Source organism: Streptomyces sp. R44 (assembly GCF_041053105.1).
Classification (GTDB): domain Bacteria; phylum Actinomycetota; class Actinomycetes; order Streptomycetales; family Streptomycetaceae; genus Streptomyces.
On sequence record NZ_CP163444.1, the window covers coordinates 630,478 to 651,192 of the forward strand.

15 protein-coding genes are annotated in these 20,715 nt (G+C 72.6%); all 15 read left to right on the forward strand.

Annotated elements, in window-relative coordinates:
- Positions 1-67 precede the first annotated feature (67 nt).
- Genes AB5J54_RS03140 through AB5J54_RS03210 form a run of 15 tightly spaced genes read left to right on the forward strand, consistent with a single transcriptional unit; the run spans position 68 to position 20,715 of the window.
- A complete protein-coding gene (locus AB5J54_RS03140; protein WP_369142312.1) occupies positions 68-1,384 on the forward strand; it encodes a nucleotide sugar dehydrogenase in 1,317 nt (438 codons plus the stop codon).
- On the forward strand, positions 1,374-2,639 hold the full coding sequence (locus AB5J54_RS03145) for a glycosyltransferase family 4 protein (protein WP_369142313.1): 1,266 nt from the start codon (positions 1,374-1,376) through the stop codon (positions 2,637-2,639). Before AB5J54_RS03140 ends, AB5J54_RS03145 begins: the two co-directional genes overlap by 11 nt.
- On the forward strand, positions 2,636-4,003 hold the full coding sequence (locus tag AB5J54_RS03150) for a polysaccharide biosynthesis protein (RefSeq protein WP_369142314.1): 1,368 nt from the start codon (positions 2,636-2,638) through the stop codon (positions 4,001-4,003). Before AB5J54_RS03145 ends, AB5J54_RS03150 begins: the two co-directional genes overlap by 4 nt.
- A complete protein-coding gene (locus AB5J54_RS03155; RefSeq protein WP_369142315.1) occupies positions 4,000-5,520 on the forward strand; it encodes a Wzz/FepE/Etk N-terminal domain-containing protein in 1,521 nt (506 codons plus the stop codon). Before AB5J54_RS03150 ends, AB5J54_RS03155 begins: the two co-directional genes overlap by 4 nt.
- A 2-nt stretch (positions 5,521-5,522) precedes the next feature.
- Entirely contained in the window at positions 5,523-7,457 is a 1,935-nt protein-coding gene (gene asnB, locus AB5J54_RS03160) for an asparagine synthase (glutamine-hydrolyzing) (protein WP_369142316.1), read from the forward strand.
- A gap of 17 nt (positions 7,458-7,474) precedes the next feature.
- A complete protein-coding gene (locus AB5J54_RS03165) occupies positions 7,475-9,661 on the forward strand; it encodes a bi-domain-containing oxidoreductase (RefSeq protein ID WP_369142317.1) in 2,187 nt (728 codons plus the stop codon).
- Positions 9,658-11,619, forward strand: coding sequence for an alginate lyase family protein (locus tag AB5J54_RS03170; RefSeq protein ID WP_369142318.1), 1,962 nt, complete (start codon positions 9,658-9,660; stop codon positions 11,617-11,619). The genes AB5J54_RS03165 and AB5J54_RS03170 overlap by 4 nt, the downstream gene beginning before the upstream one ends.
- A gap of 11 nt (positions 11,620-11,630) precedes the next feature.
- On the forward strand, positions 11,631-13,166 hold the full coding sequence (locus AB5J54_RS03175; RefSeq protein ID WP_369142319.1) for a right-handed parallel beta-helix repeat-containing protein: 1,536 nt from the start codon (positions 11,631-11,633) through the stop codon (positions 13,164-13,166).
- A gap of 1 nt (position 13,167) precedes the next feature.
- Complete coding sequence (locus AB5J54_RS03180) at positions 13,168-14,445, forward strand: O-antigen ligase domain-containing protein (protein ID WP_369142320.1); 1,278 nt, start codon at positions 13,168-13,170, stop codon at positions 14,443-14,445.
- Positions 14,446-14,452: 7 nt separating this feature from the next.
- Positions 14,453-15,733: a glycosyltransferase family 4 protein gene (locus AB5J54_RS03185; protein ID WP_369142321.1), complete on the forward strand. Its 1,281-nt coding sequence runs from the start codon at positions 14,453-14,455 to the stop codon at positions 15,731-15,733.
- Complete coding sequence (locus AB5J54_RS03190; RefSeq protein ID WP_369142322.1) at positions 15,730-16,965, forward strand: class I SAM-dependent methyltransferase; 1,236 nt, start codon at positions 15,730-15,732, stop codon at positions 16,963-16,965. Before AB5J54_RS03185 ends, AB5J54_RS03190 begins: the two co-directional genes overlap by 4 nt.
- Positions 16,962-17,756 carry a glucose-1-phosphate cytidylyltransferase gene (locus AB5J54_RS03195; protein WP_369142323.1) on the forward strand — a complete coding sequence of 265 codons (795 nt, stop codon included), beginning with the start codon at positions 16,962-16,964 and terminating at the stop codon, positions 17,754-17,756. The genes AB5J54_RS03190 and AB5J54_RS03195 overlap by 4 nt, the downstream gene beginning before the upstream one ends.
- Positions 17,753-18,415: a PIG-L deacetylase family protein gene (locus tag AB5J54_RS03200; RefSeq protein ID WP_369142324.1), complete on the forward strand. Its 663-nt coding sequence runs from the start codon at positions 17,753-17,755 to the stop codon at positions 18,413-18,415. The genes AB5J54_RS03195 and AB5J54_RS03200 overlap by 4 nt, the downstream gene beginning before the upstream one ends.
- 3 nt (positions 18,416-18,418) lie before the next feature.
- On the forward strand, positions 18,419-19,444 hold the full coding sequence (locus AB5J54_RS03205) for an NAD-dependent epimerase/dehydratase family protein (RefSeq protein ID WP_369142325.1): 1,026 nt from the start codon (positions 18,419-18,421) through the stop codon (positions 19,442-19,444).
- A complete protein-coding gene (locus AB5J54_RS03210) occupies positions 19,441-20,715 on the forward strand; it encodes a DUF4910 domain-containing protein (protein ID WP_369142326.1) in 1,275 nt (424 codons plus the stop codon). Before AB5J54_RS03205 ends, AB5J54_RS03210 begins: the two co-directional genes overlap by 4 nt.

The following is a 20,715-nucleotide window of genomic DNA, read 5'->3' on the forward strand; positions in this document are numbered from 1 at the left end:
GGAACCGTCGGGCGGCCGGCACGTGGACCGCAGGCCGGGAGGGCCTGCCTGGGGGGAGGAACGGGGAATGAGAGTCAGCGTCTTCGGGCTCGGCTACGTGGGCTGCGTGTCGGCCGCGTGCCTGGCCAGCATGGGGCACGAGGTCATCGGGGTGGACGTCAACCAGGTGAAGGTCGACCTGGTCAACGACGGCAAGGCCCCGGTGGTCGAGGAGCGGATCGGTGAACTGATCGCCGACGTCGTGCGGACCGGTGCGCTGCGCGCCACCGCCGACGTCCGCGAGGCGATCGAGGCCAGCGAGGTGTCGCTGGTCTGCGTGGGCACGCCGTCGGAGCCCAACGGCAGCCTGTGCACCACCTATCTGGAGCGGGTCACCGAGGAGATCGGTGCGGCGGTGGCCGAGCGGGGCGGACGGCACACCGTCGTCTTCCGCAGCACCATGCTCCCGGGCACCTGCCTGAACCTGCTCGTGCCGATCCTGGAGAAGTACGTCGGCGGCACTGCGGGCGTGGACGTGGGGGTCGCGGTCAACCCGGAGTTCCTGCGCGAGGGCACGAGCGTGCGGGACTTCTTCGACCCGCCGAAGACCGTCATCGGCGAGCTCGACCCGGCGAGCGGCGACGTGGTGGCGGCGCTGTACGAGGGACTGCCCGGCGAGGTGTTCCGGGTGCCGGTCCCGACCGCCGAGGCGATCAAGTACGCGGACAACGCGTTCCACGGCCTCAAGATCGGCTTCGCGAACGAGCTGGGCGCGGTGTGCCAGGCGCTCGGGGTGGACTCGCACCAGGTGATCGACGTGTTCCTCGCCGACCGCAAGCTGAACATCAGCCCCGCCTATCTGCGGCCCGGCTTCGCCTTCGGCGGCTCCTGCCTGCCCAAGGACCTGCGCAGCCTGGTCCACGCGGCGCAGCGGGCCGACGTCTCGGTGCCGATCCTCTCCCACGTACTGCCCTCCAACGCCGACCATCTGCAGCGGGCCGTGGAGCTGGTCGAGCGGACCGGCAAGCGGCGGGTGGGCATCTTCGGGCTCTCCTTCAAGCCCGGCACCGACGACCTCCGCGAGAGCCCGCTGGTCGAGCTGGCGGAGCGGCTCTTCGGCAAGGGGTACGAGCTGCGGATCTACGACCCCAACGTGAACCTCTCCCGGCTGCTGGGCGCCAACCGCGAGTACATCGAGACCCGGCTGCCGCACCTCGCGCAGCTGCTCGCCGAATCCGTCGACGAGGTCCTCGACCATGCCGAGGTGTGCCTCGTCGGGACCAGGGATCCGGATGTCCTCGCGGCGCTGCCGCACGGCGAGACCCCGGTGATCGTCGACCTCATCCACCTTCCCGACGCCGAGTCGCGCCGGGCCGAACCGGGGTACGTGGGCCTTGCTTGGTGAGAAGACCAGTGGTGCCGGGCCCGCCCGGCGCGCGCTGATCCTGGTGGAGAACCTGTCGGTGCCGTTCGACCGGCGGGTCTGGCAGGAGTGCACGACGCTGCGCGACGCGGGCTGGGAGGTGCACGTCATCTGCCCGCGCGGCGAGAAGCGGGACACGGAGCCGGAGGCGGTGATCGACGGGGTGCGGATCCACCGCTACCCGCTGCGCGCGGCCACCGGAGGGCCGGCCGGCTATCTGCGCGAGTACGGCACGGCCTTGTGGCACACGGCGCGGCTGGCCCGCAAGGTCGGCCCGGTCGACGTGGTGCACGCCTGCAACCCGCCGGACCTGCTGTTCCTGCCCGCCCTGTGGCTGAAGCGGCAGGGGGCGCGGTTCGTCTTCGACCAGCACGACCTGGTGCCCGAGCTGTACCTGTCCCGGTTCGACCGCGGCAAGGACCTGCTGTACCGCGGCGTGTGCGCGCTGGAGCGGGCGACCTACCGAGCCGCGGACGTCGTGCTCGCCACGAACGAGAGCTACCGGGACGTCGCGGTGCGCCGCGGCGGCCGGCGGCCTGAGGACGTGTTCGTGGTGCGCAGCGCGCCCGACGTCGACCGGTTCCACCCCGTACCGGCCGAGCCGGAGCTGAAGCGCGGCAAGCCCCATCTGCTGTGCTACCTGGGCGTGATGGGCCCGCAGGACGGCGTCGACTACGCCTTGCGGGCCCTCGCGAAGCTGCGCGACGAGCGGGGGCGCACCGACTGGCACGCGGTGTTCGTCGGCGCCGGCGACGCCTTCGACGCGATGGTCGAGCTGTCCCGGCGGCTGGGGCTCTCGGAGCAGGTGCAGTTCACCGGGCGCATACCGGACGCGGATCTGGCGCGCTATCTGTCCACCGCGGACGTGTGCCTCTCCCCCGACCCGCGCAATCCGCTCAACGACGTGTCGACCATGAACAAGGTCCTGGAGTACATGGTGATGGGCCGGCCGATCGTCTCGTTCGACCTCCGGGAGGCGCGCGTCTCCGCCGGGGAGGCCGCCGTGTACGCGCCCGCCAACGACGAGGCCGAGTTCGCCAGGCTGATCGCGCTGCTCCTCGACGATCCGGAGGAGCGGGAGCGGATGGGCAAGATCGGCCAGGAGCGGATCGGCGGACCGCTCTCCTGGCGGAACTCCCAGCAGTCGCTGCTCGCCGCCTACGAAGCCGCCTGCCGTGACCGCGCGCCGCTGTCGGCGGGCGGCCCGGGCCGGGGACGGAAGAGGCCGCGTCGTTGAGCGATGACACGATACGCCTGGTCACGGTCGGGCGGATTCTCCGTCGGCGTGGGCGGTTCCTCGTCCTCCTCGCGATGGTGGGCGCCCTCGTCGGCTACGGCACGTCTCTGCTGCTTCCGCCGCGCTACACGACGTCGGCCTCGGTGCTGCTGCCCGGGTCGTGGGAAGAGCGTGAGCTGCTGACGCAGACGCAGGTCGCGACGAGTTCCGTGGTGGTCGACCGCGTGGCCGCCGCGCTCGGCTGGGCCGGGGTCGACGGCCTCGAGCTGAAGGAGCGGGTGACTGCCGAGGCCGCCGACGGGAACATCATCAAGATCTCGGGGACGGCCGACACCCCGGAGCGCGCGCAGCAGCTCTCCGACCAGGTGGCCCGGCAGTTCGTCGCCTTCGCCTCGAACATCGTGGGCGACAGCAGCGATCCCGAGGCGGCGGCGCGGACGGAGGCCCTGCGGAAGACGGTGGCGCAGACCAACCGCCGTATCACCGAGCTGGCCGACGAGGCGGGTCCTGGGCGCTCCGTGGAGAGCGTGCAGACCCGCACCGAGCTCGCGAAGCTGCGCACCTCGCTGCAGGAGGCCATCGACAAGCTGGACCAGGCCGGTCCGGCGACCAGCAAGGCCGGCATGGTCGTCATGGGGTCGGCGGCCCGGCCGACCGGTGAGGCGCCGCCGACGAGGCCGCAGCTCGTCGCCGCCGGGGCGGCGCTGTTCTTCCTGGTCGCGTTCATCGGTCATCTCGCCGCCGCACGGATGAGCCGCCGGCTGCGCACCGAGCCGGAGATCGCCGCGGCGCTGGGCTCGGCGCTCCTCGGCACCGTCGACGTACCGGGCGAGCGGTTCACGCACCGGCCGGAGGCCCGTGGCCCGCGGACCTGGATCCGCCGGCTCCTCGGCACCGACGTCCGGTGGGACGTACCGGCTCCGCGGACGTCCGGCGACGAGGCCAGCCGGCAGATCCGCTACCGGCGGTTGTACGCCCGCCTCCAGGACCGGATCGCGGCCCCCGGGCGGATCCTCGTCGTCGTTCCGGACGGTGACGAGATCGCCCGCCGGGCCGCCGCGCAGCTCGTCGCCGAGGCCGGGGGCGATCTGACGCTGCGGGTCGTGGAGGTCTCGGTGTCCCGGCCGATGGTGCCGGACCGGGACAAGGAGTCCGGTGCCCTGGTCGTGCTCAGCGTGGGCAGCTGGACCGCGGGCGAGCTCGCCGGCGTCGCCGAGGCGTGTGCCGACGCCCGGCACGAGCTCGTCGGGGTCGTCCTCGCCGGTCCCGTCCGGGCACCTTCGGCACGGTCCGCCGGCCGGTCCCGGCACGCCGGCACGCCGGCATTCGTGATGGCCAACGACACGACGGAAGGTTCAGGGTGACGACGAGTACGACTTCGGAGTCGTCGGCCGCCGCTCCACTGCTCGACCTGCACGTGCTGGTGGTGGCGGTGCGCAGACGGCGCCGTCTCTGGGGCTCCCTGGCGCTGATCGGACTGCTCCTCGGGGCCGCTCTGGCGATCCTGCTGCCGCCGCGGCCGACCGCGGTGGTCAAGCTGCTCGTCGCGCACCAGGCGGACCAGCCGAGCGACCCCGGAACGCTGATCCGGACCGACGTCGAGCTGCTGCGCACCACGCGGATCGCCAGTCAGGCCTTGAAGTCCCTCGGGTCCCCGGTGAAACCGGAGGACTTCATGAAGGAGTACGAGGGCGCCGGCCTGACCAACAACGTGCTGCAGATCAGTGCGACGGGTGACAGCGACGCCGAGGCGGTGGCCCGCGCCGGGGCGCTGGCCGACGCGTTCCTCGCGGACCATCTGAGCCGGATCCAGGAGACCGCGAACGCCGAGGCCAAGGCCCTGCTCGACCAGCGTGACCGCATGCGGGACGAGCTCGCGCAGGTCAACAAGGCGATCGCGGACGGCTCTTCGGACAGCGGGTCCAAGGGCTCGGCCGACTCGGAGTCGCTCTTCGCCCGCCGGGCCGAGCTCACCTCGCGGATCGCCGACTTCGACCAGCGGGCCGCGGAGGCGCGCATCGGCACGCCCCATCTCATCGCCGGTACGCAGATCGTGGACGCCCCGCGCGCGGTGCGGCACTCCCTGGCCAAGACCGCTGCCGTCAACTCGGTGATCGGGCTCGTCCTCGGGCTCGCGCTGGGTCTCGCGGTGGCCGCGGTCGGCTCGGTGGTGGCGGACCGCCCCGTGCTGCGCCGGGACATCGCGGCGAACCTCGGCGCCTCGATCGTCGCGGAGCTGCCCCGACGGCAGGCCCGCTGGTGGGGGCGTCGGCGGAACCGGGCGGCACGCGCACGGCTGACCACGTCCCTGGCCCGCACCCTGCGGGGCTCGGCGGAACCGATGTCCCTGCTCGAACTGGGCTGCGCGCGGAGTGCGAGCGAGATCGCCCTGGGGCTCGGCCGGGCGCTGACGGCGGAGGGGCCCATGGTCGTCGTCGACGGCCTGCCCGGCCCGGAGCTCGGCGACCACCGGCCGGAGCCGGGCGATCCCGTCGTCGTCAGCAGTGAGCGGGCCGCGGCCGGTGCGCATCAGGAGCGCCGACTCGGCGTCGGCTCGGTGGCGCCCGGCACGGCCTGGACCGACCTGCGGCACCTCGGGACGCGGACGGTGCTCGTCGTGCGCGCCGGGCACGGCAGCGCCGCCTGGCTGCACACGGTGGCGCGGCAGCTCTCGGAGCAGCGGATCGCGGTGATCGGCGTGGTGCTGATCGACCCCGACGCACGTGACCGGACCGACGGCACGCTGTGGGACGGGACGGGCACCGCGCCGCGCGGAAGGAACGAGCCACCGGCCCGGCAGAACGGGGCGGGCCGGTGGCGGACGGAGCGGGTGCCGATGTGGGCCGCTCGGGTCCCGGACGACGACCAGGAGGTGCGGTAGCCATGTGCGGCATCGCAGGCAGTTACCGATGGCCGGACGGGAAGGCCGTGACCGACCGGCTCACCGACACCCTCGCCCACCGCGGCCCGGACGGCGCGGGCCGGTACAGCCACCCCGTCGGTGACGGCGAAGTACACCTCGGGCACCGGCGGTTGGCGATCGTCGACCTGTCCGAGACCGGCGCCCAGCCGATGGTCTCGGGCGGCCTCGTCCTGACGTACAACGGCGAGCTGTACAACGCGCCCGAGCTGCGTGCCGAACTGGCCGCCGCCGGGGTGCGGTTCCGCGGTACGTCGGACACCGAGGTGCTCCTGGAGGCCTGGCGGCGCTGGGGCACGGACTGCCTGCCCCGGCTGCGCGGCATGTTCGCGTTCGCGGTCTTCGACGAGCGGACCGGTGAGCTGGTGCTCGCCCGCGACCAGCTCGGCATCAAGCCGCTGTTCCTGCTGCGGCGCGGTGAGGGCCTGGTGTTCGCCTCCGAGCTGAAGGCGCTCGCCGCCGCCACCGGCGGGAAGCTCGAGGTGGACCACGGAGCACTGGTGGCCTCGCTCCTCTACTACTGGGTGCCGGACTCGCGGTGCGCGCTGCGCGAGGCGGAGAAGCTGCCGCCGGGGAGCTGGCTCCGGCTGCGGCCGGACGGCCGGGTGGAGCGCGGCCGGTTCTGGAACCTGAGGGACGTGGCCGCCGAGGGCCGGGAGCGGGCCAGGTCGGGCGAGCTGCCGGACATCGCCGCCGTCGTCGAGGAGTCGACCCGGCGCCATCTGCTCGCCGACGTCCCCGTGGCGACGTTCCTCTCCGGCGGTCTCGACTCCAGCTACCTGACGGCGCTGGCCGCCCGGGAGCAGCCCGGGATCTCCGCCTACACGATCGGTTTCCGCGCCGAGGACGCCAGGTTCGAGGCGATGCCGGACGACCTGCGGTATGCCCGGCAGGTGGCGGAGCGGTTCGGGGTCGACCTGCACGAGATCGAGATCGCTCCCGATGTGCTCGATCTGCTGCCGCGGATGACGTACCACCTGGACGAGCCGATCGGCGATCCCGCCGCGATCAACACGTTCCTGATCTGTTCGGCCGCCCGGGAGGCCGGGGTCAAGGTGATGCTCTCGGGGATGGGCGCCGACGAGCTGTTCGCCGGCTACCGCAAGCACCTGGCCAATCTGATCGCGCTGCGCTACCAGCGCGTCCCGCGGCCCCTGCGCCGCGGCGTGGCCGGCGTCGTGGACCGGCTGCCGGTCGCCACGGCCCGCCGGGGGTACCGGTCGGTGCGCTTCGCGAAGCGGTTCCTCTCCTTCGCCGACCTGCCGGAGGAGACCGCGTTCCGGCGCAGCTACACCATGTACGACCAGGAGGAGCTGCTCTCCCTGGTCGATCCGGATCTGGCCGGGACGGTCGACGACGTGCTGACCGAGCACGCGGACGTCTACGAGGACAACGACCTCGACGACTTCGTGAACCGCATGTGCCTGGGTGACGCCCGGATGTTCCTGCCGGGCCTGAACCTCGCCTATACGGACCGGTCGAGCATGGCCGCGTCGACGGAGGTGCGGGTGCCGTACGTGGACGTCGAGGTGGTGAAGGCGGCGTTCGCCGTGCCCGGCAATCGCAAGATCGTCGGCCGGCAGGGCAAGGCCGTCCTCAAGGAGGCCGCCACGTCGATCCTGCCCAAGGAGATCGTGTACCGGCCGAAGGGCCTGTTCAGCGCCCCGCTGCGGGCCTGGATGAGCCGGGATCTGGCGCCGCTGGTCCGCGAGGTGGTGAACGACGGCGTGCTGGTCAACTCGGGGTTCCTGCGGCGCGACGCGCTGGCCCGCATGGTCGCCGAGGACGCCGCCGGGCAGCGGGACTTCTCCAAGCATCTGTGGCATGTGCTGACCCTCGAGTACTGGTATCGCGGCATGGCCTCCGGGGCCGGCCTGGACGCTCGCCAGACGGCGTAGAAACAAGGGGACTTCTGGTGAAACAGGTTGTGCAGAACTACAAGAGCGGCGAGCTGGCGGTTCTCGACGTGCCGGTGCCGGGGTGCAAGCCGGGGGGCGTGCTGGTCCGCACCGCCTACTCGCTGATCTCCACCGGGACCGAGCTCATGAAGGTGTCCGAGGCCGGCATGTCGATGCTGGGCAAGGCCCGCTCGCGCCCCGACCAGGTGGCCAAGGTCATGCAGAGCGTCGCCGTCAACGGGGTGCCCGCCACCTACCGCAAGGTGATGGGCAAGCTGGACTCGTACACGCCGTTGGGCTACTCGCTGTGCGGGGTGGTCGAGCAGGTCGGCGCCGGGGTCGACGACGTGAAGGTCGGCGACCTCGTGGCCTGCGCCGGCAACGAGCACGCGCTGCACGCCGAGCTGAACTGGGTGCCGAAGAACCTCTACACCCCGCTGCCGGACGGCCTCGCGCCCCGGCACGCGGCCTTCGGCACGGTCGGCTCGATCGCGCTCCAGGGCGTCCGGCAGGGCGAGCCTCAGCTCGGCGAGGTGGCCCTGGTGATCGGCCTCGGCCTCATCGGGCAGCTGGTGGTGCAGCTCCTCACCGCCTCGGGCGTCCGCGTCGTCGGCGCCGATCCCGACCCGGGGCGCTGCGAGCTCGCCGAGCGGCTGGGCGCCGTCGCCTGCGGTGACCCCGCGTCCCCGGCCGTGGAGGCCGCCGTCGTCGAGCTCACCGGCGGTCACGGCGTGGACCAGGTGTACCTGGCGGCCGGCGGGGGCAGCAACCAGCCCGTCGAGCTGGCCGCGCACCTGAGCCGGGACCGCGGCCGGGTGGTCGACATCGGCAAGTGCCGGCTCGACCTGCCGTGGAACGCGTACTACGAGAAGGAGCTCGACGTCCGGTTCTCCCGCTCGTACGGTCCCGGCCGCTACGACCCGGAGTACGAGCTGGAGGGGCGGGACTACCCGATCGGCTACGTGCGCTGGACCGAGCGCCGCAACCTGGCGTGCTTCCTCGACCTCCTCGCCCGCGGCAGCGTCGACGTGGAGCCGCTGATCTCGCACATCGCCGATTTCGACGACGCCGTCAAGACGTACCAGAGCCTGAAGGACGGCGAACTGAAGGCCGTCGCCGTGCTGTTCCGGTACCCCGACCAGGAGGAGGCGGGCGAGGCGGAGGCCCCGTCGGTGGCCGTGCCCGAGGTGCGGCGCGGCGCCGCGGCGCCCGTCCGGGCCCGGAACGCCACGTCGCCGGTGCGCCTCGCGTTCGTCGGGGCGGGCAACTACGCGACGTCGATGCTCCTGCCGCACCTGGTGGGACGTGATGGCGTCGAGCTGTCCACGGTCGTCACGACGACGGCGCTGTCGGCGGCCAACGCGCAGCGGAAGTTCGGCTTCACCGGGGCGACGACCGATCTCGACGCGGTGCTGGGCGACCCGGAGATCGACGCGGTGTTCGTGGTCACCCGGCACAGCTCGCACGCCGCGCTGACGAAGAAGGCGCTGTTCGCCGGCAAGGCGGTGTTCGTGGAGAAGCCGCTGGCGCTCGACGAGGACGAGCTGGCCGGGGTGGTCGCCGCGGTGGAGGAGTCGGGCAACGACCGGCTGCAGGTGGGCTTCAACCGCCGGTTCGCCCCGCTGCTGCAGGAGGCCCGCAAGCGGTTCGGCACCCGGACGGGTCCGGCGAGCCTCCGCTACCTGGTCAACGCCGGCCGGCTCCAGCACGGCAGCTGGTACCTCCAGCAGGGCACCGAGGGCTCGCGGTTCGCCGGCGAGGGCGGGCACTTCATCGACACGGCGAGCTGGCTGCTCGGGGCCGATCCGGTCTCGGTGTACGCGACCGCCGCACCCGGCAACGAGGACCTCCAGGTCGTCCTGCGCTACCCGGACGGATCCACCGCCACCATCAGCTACGTCACCAACGGCGCGCCGGGCTTCCCCAAGGAGACGCTGGACCTCGTCGCGGACGGCAAGGTGCTGCGGCTGGACGACTTCGTCCGGGCCTCGGTGCACGGCCCCGAGAAGTGGGTCAGCTCGCGGCTGCCCAAGGCGCGGGACAAGGGCCAGAACGCCGAACTGGCCTCGTTCGTCAGGGCCGTGCGGACCGGCGGGCCGATGCCGGTGCCGCTGGAGTCCCTGGTCGCCACCACGGCGGCCACCCTCGCCGTACAGGCCGGCCTGGCCGCCGGTGCGCCGGTGACCCTTGCGGGGGCGCGATGAGCATGAGCGCGGGCTGGTACCTGCGGCGGCTCTCCCGGATGGGGCCGCGGGAGGTCGGCGGCCGGGTGGGCGACACGCTGCGCAGGCGCCGATGGCGCTCGGCACGCCCGCAGTCCCCGGCCGTGACCGGCGCCCGGTTCACGGCGGTGCTGCCCGCGGGGACGATCGGCGCGGTGCCGCCGGACGCCGCGAAGCGTCTCGTCGCCGAGGCGGACCGGCTGATGGCCGGACACGCCGAGTACTTCGGGGTCGAGCGCGACGACCTGGTCGACCCGGACTGGTTCCTCGACCCGAAGACCGGGCGGCGGGCTCCTTCGGGGTACGCGTTCGACGTGCCGTACCGGGACGAGGAGGCGTCCGGGGACATCAAGCAGATCTGGGAGCCGTCCCGGCACCAGTACCTCACCGTGCTCGCCGCCGCCTACGCGGTCACCGGGGACGAGCGGTACGCCGAGCGCGTGGCCGCACACCTGCGGTCGTGGTGGGCGGCCAACCCGCCGCTGCGCGGTGTGCACTGGATCAGCGGCATCGAGCTGGGGATCCGGCTGCTCTCCTGGGTGTGGGTGCGGCGGCTGCTCGACGGCTGGCCGGGTGCGGCCGGTCTGTTCGAGGGCAACCCGGTGGCGGTGAGCCAGATATGGCACCACCAGCGCTGGCTGGCCGCCTTCCCGAGCCGGGGTTCCTCGGCGAACAACCACGTCATCGCCGAGGCCGCCGGGCAGTTCGCCGCGGCCTGCGCGTTCGGATGGTTCCCCGCGTCGGCGCGCTGGCGGGCCGACGCGATGCGCTCCCTCGAACGGCACCTGCGCGGCAACACCTTCCTCTCCGGCCTCAACCGCGAGCTGGCCACCGAGTACCACGGCCTCGTCCTCGAACTCGGTCTGGCCGCGGTGGCCGAGGCCGATGCCGCCGGCGTACCGGTCCCCTCGACGGTCCGGCTCGTGCTGCTGCGGATGACCGACGCGCTCGCGGCCGTCGTGGACAACCGGCTGCGGCCGCCGCGCCAGGGGGACGCGGACGACGGGCACGGTCTGATCGTGGACGGCCCGGACACCGACCGCTGGGCCTCGCTGCTCGCCACCGGGGACGCGGTGTTCGGCCGGCTCGACTGGTGGCCCGAGGTGACCGGCACCGATGTGCGCACCCCGCTCCTGGCCGCGCTCCTCCGGCCGTACGCGAAGAGCGGCACCGTGGCCCGCCCGGCGGGCCGACCGGGCCACTTCGCCGACGCGGGCATGACCATCCTGCGCGGTCCCGGTGAGATCTGGGCCCGCTGCGACGGCGGTCCGCACGGCTTCCTGTCCATCGCCGCGCACGCGCACGCGGACGCGCTGTCCGTGGAGGTGCGGCACGACGGGGTCGACGTGCTCGCCGACCCGGGGACGTTCTGCTACCACGGGCAGCCCGAGTGGCGGCGGTACTTCCGGTCGACCCTCGGCCACAACACGCTCCAGTGGAACGGCACCGACCAGTCCGTCTCCGGAGGCCCGTTCCTGTGGACCCGGCAGGCCCGTACCCGCGTCCTGGTCGCGGACCCGGCGGGCACGGGCCCGGTCGCCGGCGTGGCCCGCTGGTCCGCCGAGCACGACGGCTACGGGCCCGCCGTGCACCGCCGCCGGGTGGAGCTGACCGCCGCGAGCCGGGAGCTGCGCGTGGTCGACGAGGTCCGCGGCGACAGCGGTCCCGTGCGCCTGGCCTTCCACCTCGGCCCGGCGATCGCCGCGGATCTGGTGGGGAACCGGGCGGTGCTCGCCTGGACCGTGGACGGCGAGGACCGCTCCGCGGTGCTCGACCTGCCCGCGGGGCTGTCCTGGCGGGCGCATCGCGGTGAGACCGAGCCGCCGCTGGGCTGGTACTCCTCCGGCTTCGGCCGCAAGGAGCCCGCCACCACGCTCGTCGGCACCGGCTTCGCCGACGGGATGCAGGAGTTCACGACCGTACTCGGGTTCGACGGCTAGGGGGAGGCTCGGTGTTCGACAGGCGGCGCTGGGCGTTGCCGGCGGCGGCGCTCGCGCTTGCCCTGCCGGCGGCGGCCGGCTGCACGAGCACGCCGGACGCCCCGGCGAAGGCGGGACGTGCCCCTTCGGCGTCCGCCACGCCCGACGCCTCCTTGGCCCGGGTGTGCGACAGGCCCGCGGCCGGGCCGTCGCAGGCGCCGCCGGGCGCGGTGACGGTCGACCCCTCGGTCGTCGGTGACCTGGACACGAAGACCGAGGACAACCCCCCGCACACCACCTTCTGGCTTCTGCCGGGCACGCACACGCTCACCTCGGACCCCTATGCCCAGGTCATGGCCAAGCAGGGGAACCGCTACCTCGGCGCACCGGGCGCGGTGCTCGACGGCCGCAGGACCAACCACTACGCGTTCGGCGGCACCGCCCCCGACGTCACCATCAGCCATCTGACCGTGCAGGGTTTCACCGCGCCGCAGGACGAGGGCGTGGTCAACCACGACATGGCCGACGGGTGGGTGATCGAGCACGCGACGATCCAGCACAACTCCGGCGCCGGGCTGATGGCCGGCGCCCGGCAGCAGCTCCGTGCCAGCTGTGTGCGGGGCAACGGCCAGTACGGCATGAACGGCTACAAGACCGGTGACTCCCTCCGCGGCCTGGTGGTCGAGGGCAACGAGATCGTGGGCAACAACACCGACGACTGGGAGCGGCGGCAGCCCGGCTGCGGCTGCAGCGGCGGCATCAAGTTCTGGGCCGTCGACGGCGCCGACGTCCGCGGCAACTGGGTGCACGACAACCGCGGAGCCGGCCTGTGGGCCGACACGAACAACAACGACTTCCTCTTCGAGGGCAATGTCATCGAAGGGAACGACGGTGCCGCGCTGATGTACGAGACCAGCTACAACGCGGTCGTGCGGAACAACACGATCCGGCGGAACAACTGGGTCGAGGGCCGCAAGGAGGCCGAGGCCGGTGACGACTTCCCGTACGCGACGGTCTACGTGTCCGAGGCCGGCGGCGAGCCGCGCGTCCGGGCCCGTACGGACAGGATCGAGATCTACGGGAACGTGCTGGAGGACAACTGGAACGGCATCACCCTGTGGGAGGACGCCGACCGGTTCTGCAACAGCCCGGCCAACACCTCGACCGAGTACTGCACCCTGCTGGTGAAGGACACCGCCCGCTGCGCGCAGCCGGGGATCGCCACCGCGCCCCTGTACGACGACTGCCGGTGGAAGACCCAGCGGGTGGAGATCCACGACAACCGCTTCGTGCTCGACCCGTCCGTCGTCGGCTGCACGGCGGAGTGCGGCCGCATGGCGGTCCTCTCCAACGACGGCACCTCGCCGGACTGGTCGCCGTACAAGGGCGCACGGGTCTCGGAGGCGATCACCCTCCGGCAGCGGAACCGCTGGTACGACAACGTCTACCGCGGACCGTGGAGCTTCGTCGTCCACGACACGAGCCGGAAGCTCGGCTCCGGGCAGTGGCGGGGCGCGCCGTACGGGCAGGACGCGGGCAGCACCTTCGACGCACAGGCCGGTGGGTGACATGGCCGAACTGCTGAAGCCGGGCGGACCGGACACGGCGGGTACGCGGCCCGGTGCCGCACCGCGGCCTGGCGGCACGCCGAAGACCGTGGGGATCATCTGGGCGTTGCTCGCCCTCAACACGCTGGGCTCCGCCGGGGCGAAGACCGTGTTCACGATCCCCCGCTCCCTCATCCAGATGGCCACCATGGGCGCGCTGGTCGCCGCGTTCGTGCTGGCGCTCGCGCTCAATCTCCGGCTGCGTGTCCGGCCGAGCGCCTTCGTGTTCCTGCTCACCCTGCTGCTCGTGCCGAGTCTGATCTCCAGCGTGCAGCTGGCCGGGTTCGGCGCGCTGTTCCGCTGCACCCGGCTGGCTCTCTTCGTGGGCACGCTGTGGTTGCTCAGCCGCTGGTGGGACGGCAGCCTGACGTTCGTCCGCTACCACGTCCGGATGTACTTCGCGGTGCTGGTCCTCGTGGCCGCGGGCCTGGCGGTGTCACCGGCGACGGCCATGCCCGAGTACTACGGCGGACGGCTCGTCGGGGCGCTGTGGCCGCTCACCCCGCCGCAGATCGGGCAGTACTCCGCGGTGATCATCGGGCTCACGGTGCTGCTCCTCCTCGGCCGGCGGACCACCGGGGCCGGCGCGGCGGTGATCATCGTGCCGTCACTCGTCCTGCTCGCGATGACCCACACCCGGACGGCCACGCTCGGTCTGCTGATCGGCCTGGGTCTGGCGATCGGCTCGCTCGTTCTGACCAGTGCCGCCGCCCGCCGGTTCTTCGCCTGGGCGGTGGTGTGCGCCGCGGTGGCCGCGGTGGTGTTCAGCTCCGCGCTGCGGGCGTGGTTCCTGCGCGGGCAGAGCCAGGAGAACTTCGCCAACCTCACGGGCCGGGCCAAGGTCTGGGACTCCCTCCTCGCGGCGCCGCGGACGACCGGGGAGAAGGTGTTCGGCACGGGCCTGGGCGACAAGTCGTTCGACGGGCTGCCGATCGACAACAGCTGGCTGGCCGTCTACGACGAGCAGGGGCTCCTCGGTGTCACCATCGTGGCGGCGATGATCCTGGTCCTGGGCGGCGTCGCGCTGCTGCGGGCGCCGTCGCTCCCGAGGGCCTGCGCGATCTTCCTGATCAGCTACTGCGCGCTCTCCTCGTACACCGAGGTCGGTCTCGGCGACGCCTCGGCGTATCTGCTGCATCTGACGCTGGCCGCCTCGCTGTTGGTGGCACCCGCCGGGGCCGCGCCCCTGCCGGTCGTCGAGATCCCTCGACGGCGTGTCCCGCGATGGGCCCGGAGGTGATCTGAGCATGCATGTCCTTGTGGTGCACAACCGCTACTCCTCGGCGCAGCCGAGCGGGGAGAACCGCGTCGTCGACGAGGAGGTGGGGCTGCTGCGCGCGGCCGGCCACCGGGTCGACGTGTTCGAGCGGCGCAGCGACGACATCGCCGCGCGGTCCCTGCTCGGCAAGGTCGCGGTGCCGCTGCTCGTGCCGTGGAACCCGGCGGTCCGCTCGGAGCTCGCCGCCCGGCTCCGCGCCGAGCGGCCGGACGTGGTGCACGTCCACAACGTCTTCCCGCTCCTGTCCCCCGCGGTCCTCGCGGGCTGCGCCGACGCCGGGGTGCCCGTCGTCGCCACGCTGCACAACTACGCCCAGGTGTGCCCGCCCGGCACGCTGCACCGGGACGGTCGGCCGTGCACCGAGTGCGTCGGGTCGAAGGCGTCGCTGCCCGGGATCCGGCACGGCTGCTACCGGGACTCCCGCCTCGCGACGGTTCCGCTCGCGGTCAGCCTGTCGGTGAACCGGCGTCGTTGGTGGTCCGGTGTGGAGCGGTTCTTCTGCATCTCCGCGACGCAGCGCGACCTCCTGGTGCGCTCCGGCATGCCGGCCGGGCGGCTGACGGTGAAGCCCAACTTCGTGCCCGACCCGGGCACGGTCCGTGAGGGCGCCGGCGAGCATCTGCTCTTCCTCGGCCGGCTCTCGGAGGCCAAGGGCGTACGGGTGCTCATGGCCGCGTGGGACGAGATCGCCGCGGTCGGCGGGGTGGGCGTGCCGCTGGTGCTCGCCGGTTCGGGGCCCATGGAGCGGGAGGTGACCGCGTGGGCGGCGGGCCGGGACGACGTCCGGTACGCCGGCCTCCTGGACCCGGCGGAGTGCCGGCGGGTCACCGCGCGGTCGGTCGCCGTGGTGGCACCGTCGCTGGCCAGGGAGACCTTCGGTCTGGTGGTCGGGGAGGCGATGGCGGCGGGCGTCCCGGCCGTCGCCGCCGGCCACGGGGGCTATGTCGACCTCGTGGAGGAGGGGGTGACCGGGCTGCTGCACAGCCCGGGCGAGCCCGCCTCGCTCGCGTCCGGGATCCGGCGGATCACGGCCGACCCGGGGCGCAACCAGGAGATGGGCCGGGCGGCCCGGCGCCGGTACGAGCTGGGGTTCAGCCCCGCCGTCGGCCTCGCCCGCCTGGTGGAGGAGTACCGCACCGCGATCGCGGGGCGGTCGGGCGGCGCGCACGGCGCGCCGCCGGTGGGGAACGACAAGGCCGACTCGCGACGGGTCACCCGCGCGAGCGGAGATGGGGGGCAGCAGAAATGACACGATGCCGACTCTGCGGTTCGGCGGCGCTGGCGAGCGTCGTCGATCTGGGGGCGACCCCGCCGTGCGAGAGCTTCCTCGCCGCGGACCGGCTGGACCTGCCGGAGCCCGCGTACCCGCTGCATCTGCGGGTGTGCACCGACTGCTGGCTGGCGCAGATACCGCCGCTGATCACGCCCGAGGAGACGTTCAAGGAGTACGCGTACTTCTCCTCGTTCTCGACCTCCTGGGTGGAGCACGCGCGGGTGTTCGTCGCCGACGCCGTGGAGCGGGCGGGCCTCGGCCCCGACGCGTTCGTGGTCGAGGTGGCGAGCAACGACGGCTATCTGCTGAAGCACGTGGTGGACCGCGGGATCCGCTGCCTGGGCATCGAGCCGTCGGTGAACGTCGGTGCCGCGGCGCGGGACGCGGGGGTGCCCACGCTCACGGAGTTCCTGTCTCCGGAGACCGGTGCGGCCGTCCGTGCCGAGCACGGCCCGGCGGACCTGGTCGTGGCCAACAACGTGTACGCGCACATCCCCGACGTCGTGGGGTTCACCCAGGGGCTGCGCGCCCTGGTCGCCGACGACGGCTGGGTCTCCATCGAGGTGCAGCACCTGCTGACCCTGATCGAGGAGAACCAGTACGACACGATCTACCACGAGCACTTCCAGTACTACACGGTCGCGTCCGCGATCCGGGCGCTCGCGAGCGGCGGTCTCACCCTGGTGGACGTCGAGCTGCTGCCCACGCACGGCGGCTCCATCCGGCTGTGGGCGCGGCCGTCCGAGGTGGCCGGCGAGCCGACGGCCCGGGTGGCCGAGGTGCTCGACCGGGAGAAGGCCGCCGGGCTCCAGGAGCTGTCCGGGTACGCCGAGTTCTCCGCCCGGGTGGCCAAGGTGCGCCGGGACCTGCTGCGCTTCCTCATCGACGCGGCGGAGCACGGCAAGACGGTCGTCGGGTACGGCGCGCCGGGCAAGGGCAACACCCTGCTCAACCACTGCGGGATCCGGCCCGACCTGCTCGCGTACACGGTCGACCGCAATCCGTACAAGCACGGGAAGTTCACCCCGGGCACCCGCATCCCGATCCTGGCGCCCGAGCAGATCGCGGCCGACCGGCCGGACTACGTCCTCGTCCTCCCGTGGAACCTGCGGGCCGAGCTGGTCGAGCAGTTGTCCTTCGTGCACGAGTGGGGCGGCCGCCTTGTCTTCCCCATCCCGGAACTGAGCGTGGTCGAGGTGGAGCGATGAAGGTCGTACTGTTCTGCGGCGGTTACGGGATGCGGATGCGGAGCGGCGCCGCCGACGACGTGCCCAAGCCGATGGCGATGGTCGGTCCGCGGCCGCTGATCTGGCACGTCATGCGCTATTACGCGCACTACGGGCACACGGAGTTCATCCTGTGCCTCGGGTACGGCGCGCACCACATCAAGGACTTCTTCCTCAACTACGAGGAGACGACGTCCAACGACTTCGTGCTGCGCGGCGGGCGGACCGAGCTGCTGTCCACCGATATAGCCGACTGGACGATCACGTTCGCGCAGACCGGCATCGAGTCGCCGATCGGGGAGCGGCTGCGCCGGGTGCGGCACCACCTGGACGGCGACGAGATGTTCCTCGCCAACTACGCCGACGTGCTCACCGACGCCCCGCTGCCGGAGATGATCGACCGCTTCTCCCGGCGGGACGCGGGCGCGTCGATGACGGTGGTGCCGCCGCAGTCCTCGTTCCACTGCGTGGACCTGGCCGAGGACGGTCTGGTGGGGGGCATCACCGCGGTGAGCGACATGCCGCTGTGGGAGAACGGCGGCTACTTCGTGCTCCGCCAGGAGGTCTTCGACCACATACCGGAGGGCGGGGACCTGGTCGCCGACGGTTGCGCCGGCCTGGCCAAGGAAGGCCGGCTCGTGGCGTACCAGCACCGCGGCTTCTGGAAGCCGACCGACACCGTGAAGGAGCGGGCCGCGCTCGACGAGGCCTATGCCCGCGGCGAGCGCCCGTGGGCCGTGTGGGAACGGGACGCCGCGGGGGTGAAGGCGTGATCCGGCTGGGGTCCGGGCGCCTTGAGCGGATCGTCGCGGTGGGGGCGCACTGCGACGACATCGCGATCGGCGCCGGAGGAACTCTCCTGACGCTGTGTCACGCGCGGCCCGGCATCCGGGTCGACGCGCTGGTGCTCTCCGGCGGTGGCGGCGAGCGCGAGGACGAGGAGCGGGCCGCGCTCGCCGCCTTCTGCCCGGGCGCCGACCTGCGGCTCACCGTGCTCAAGCTGCCGGACGGCCGGCTGCCTGCGCACTGGGAGGAGGCCAAGGCCGCCGTGGAGGAGCTGCGCGAGCGCACCGACCCGGATCTGATCCTGGCCCCGCGCACCGAGGACGCTCACCAGGATCACCGCGGCCTGGCGCAGCTGCTGCCCACCGCGTTCCGCGACCATCTCGTGCTCGGCTACGAGATCGTCAAGTGGGACGGCGATCTCGGCCGTCCGACGGCGTACCAGCCGCTGACGCCGGAGGTCGCGGAGGAGAAGGTCCGGCTGTTGCAGGAGCACTACGCCTCGCAGCGGCACCGGCCCTGGTACGACCGGGAGGCCTTCCTCGGCCTCGCGCGCATCCGCGGCATCGAATGCCACGCGCGCTACGCCGAGGCGTTCGCCGTCACCAAACTCACGCTCGATCTCGGCACTTTCAATCTGGGGGAATGAACCTTGCGCGTACTGCTGACCGGACACCAGGGCTACCTGGGCACCGTGATGGCCCCGGTCCTCGCGGCCGCCGGACACGAGGTCGTCGGTCTCGACTCCGGCCTGTTCGCCGACTCCGTCCTCGGCCCGCGCCCCGCCGACCCGTCCGGGCACCGGGTGGACCTGCGCGACGTCACGGCCGAGCACGTGGCCGGGGTGGACGCCGTGATCCACCTGGCCGCGCTCTCCAACGACCCGCTGGGATCGCTGGCGCCGGAGCTCACCTACGACATCAACCACCACGCGTCCGTCCACCTGGCCCGGCTGGCCCGCGACGCCGGGGTGCGGCGCTTCCTGTACGCGTCGACCTGCTCGGTCTACGGGGCCGCCGGCGGCGACGAGCTGGTGACCGAGGACGCCCCGCTGCGACCGGTCACGCCGTACGCGGAGTCCAAGGTGCGGGTGGAGGACGACCTGCACGCGCTGGCCGACGGCGACTTCACCCCGGTGTACATGCGCAACGCCACCGCCTTCGGTTTCTCCCCCAGGCTGCGCGCCGACATCGTGCTGAACAACCTGGTGGGCCACGCCCTGCTGTCCGGCGAGGTCCTCGTCCTCTCCGACGGCACTCCCTGGCGTCCGCTCGTGCACGCCGTGGACATCGCGCGGGCCTTCACGGCCGCGCTGACGGCGCCGCGCGAGGCCGTGCACGACCGGGCGTTCAACATCGGCAGCGAGACCAACAACGTCACGGTCGCCGAGATCGCCGAGCAGGTCGCCGAGGCGGTGGACGGCGCGAAGGTGAGGATCACCGGGGAGAACGGCGCCGACCCGCGGTCGTACCGGGTGGACTTCGCCCGGTTCCGCGCCGCGATCCCCGGCTTCGACTGCGAGTGGACGGTGCGGCAGGGCGCGCTCGAACTCGCCGAGGCGTACCGGAAGCACGGTCTGACCCGGGAGGCCTTCGAGCAGCGCTTCACCCGCCTCGCCGTGCTGCGCGCGGCGTCCGAGGCCGGTGCGGTCGACGACACCCTGCGGTGGCGCCGATGACCGCGCCCGGTGAGCAGATGTACGAGCTGGTGGAGCGGCTCTACCCGCTCTGCCGGTCCATCACCGGCGACGGTGTGCGCGCCACCCTGGACATCGTCGGCGAGTACATCCCGCTCGAGGTGCACGAGGTGCCGACCGGGACGCAGGTGCTGGACTGGACGGTGCCGCAGGAGTGGAACATCCGGGACGCGTACGTCGCCGACTCCACGGGCACGAGGGTCGTCGACTTCGCCGCGTCCAGCCTGCACGTGCTCGGCTACAGCGTGCCGGTGTCGGCGACCATGCCGCTGGCCGAGCTGCGGCAGCACCTGCACACCCTGCCGGACCAGCCGGGCCTCGTGCCGTACCGCACCAGCTACTACCAGCGGGAATGGGGGTTCTGCCTGGCCCAGGACACCCTGGACGCGCTGCCGGACGGCGACTACGAGGTGCGGATCGACTCCACCCTCGAGGACGGGCACCTCACCTACGCCGAGCACGTGGTCCCGGGGCGGGTCCCGGACGAGGTGATCGTCTCCTGCCACGTCTGCCACCCGTCGCTGGCCAACGACAACCTGGCCGGCATCGCGGTGGCGACGTTCCTGGCCCGGGAGCTGGCCGAGCGGACGCCGTACTACACGTACCGGTTCCTGTTCGCACCCGGCACCATCGGGGCGATCACCTGGCTGGCCCGCAACAGGGAGCGGGTCGAGAACGTGAAGCACGGACTCGTCCTGGCCTGCGCCGGCGACTCGGGCCGGGTGACGTACAAGCGGAGCAGGCGCGGTGAGGCGGAGATCGACCGGGTGATGCAGCACGTCCTGACCGCCTCCGAACGCCCGCACCAGGTCAATGAGTTCACTCCGTACGGCTACGACGAGCGGCAGTTCTGCTCGCCCGGCTTCGACCTCGGCGTGGGCTCGCTGTGCCGGACCCCGTACGCCGGTTATCCCGAGTACCACACCTCGGCGGACAACCTGGACTTCGTCTCCCCCGAGGCGATGACGGACACCCTGGCCGTCTGCCGCGAGGCGTTCGACGTCCTGGACCGCAACCGGCGGTACGTCAACCTCAGTCCGTACGGCGAACCACAGCTGGGACGGCGGGGGTTGTACGAGTCGCTCGGCGGCCGCAGCGACGCGAAGCAGGCCCAGATGGCCATGCTCTGGGTGCTCAGCCTCTCCGACGGCGAGCACGGTCTGCTCGACGTCGCCGAGCGGTCCGGGCTGCCGTTCGACACCGTCGCCGTCGCGGCCGACGCCCTGGCCGCCGCCGGGCTGATCAAGGAATGA

Bases quoted from the DNA above. Each gene is read 5' to 3' on its own strand.
- AB5J54_RS03140 (WP_369142312.1), top strand. From the start codon at position 68: ATGAGAGTCAGCGTCTTCGGGCTCGGCTACGTGGGCTGCGTGTCGGCC.
- asnB (WP_369142316.1), top strand. From the start codon at position 5,523: ATGTGCGGCATCGCAGGCAGTTACCGATGGCCGGACGGGAAGGCCGTG.
- AB5J54_RS03170 (WP_369142318.1), top strand. From the start codon at position 9,658: ATGAGCATGAGCGCGGGCTGGTACCTGCGGCGGCTCTCCCGGATGGGG.
- AB5J54_RS03180 (WP_369142320.1), top strand. From the start codon at position 13,168: ATGGCCGAACTGCTGAAGCCGGGCGGACCGGACACGGCGGGTACGCGG.
- AB5J54_RS03185 (WP_369142321.1), top strand. From the start codon at position 14,453: ATGCATGTCCTTGTGGTGCACAACCGCTACTCCTCGGCGCAGCCGAGC.
- AB5J54_RS03190 (WP_369142322.1), top strand. From the start codon at position 15,730: ATGACACGATGCCGACTCTGCGGTTCGGCGGCGCTGGCGAGCGTCGTC.
- AB5J54_RS03195 (WP_369142323.1), top strand. From the start codon at position 16,962: ATGAAGGTCGTACTGTTCTGCGGCGGTTACGGGATGCGGATGCGGAGC.
- AB5J54_RS03210 (WP_369142326.1), top strand. From the start codon at position 19,441: ATGACCGCGCCCGGTGAGCAGATGTACGAGCTGGTGGAGCGGCTCTAC.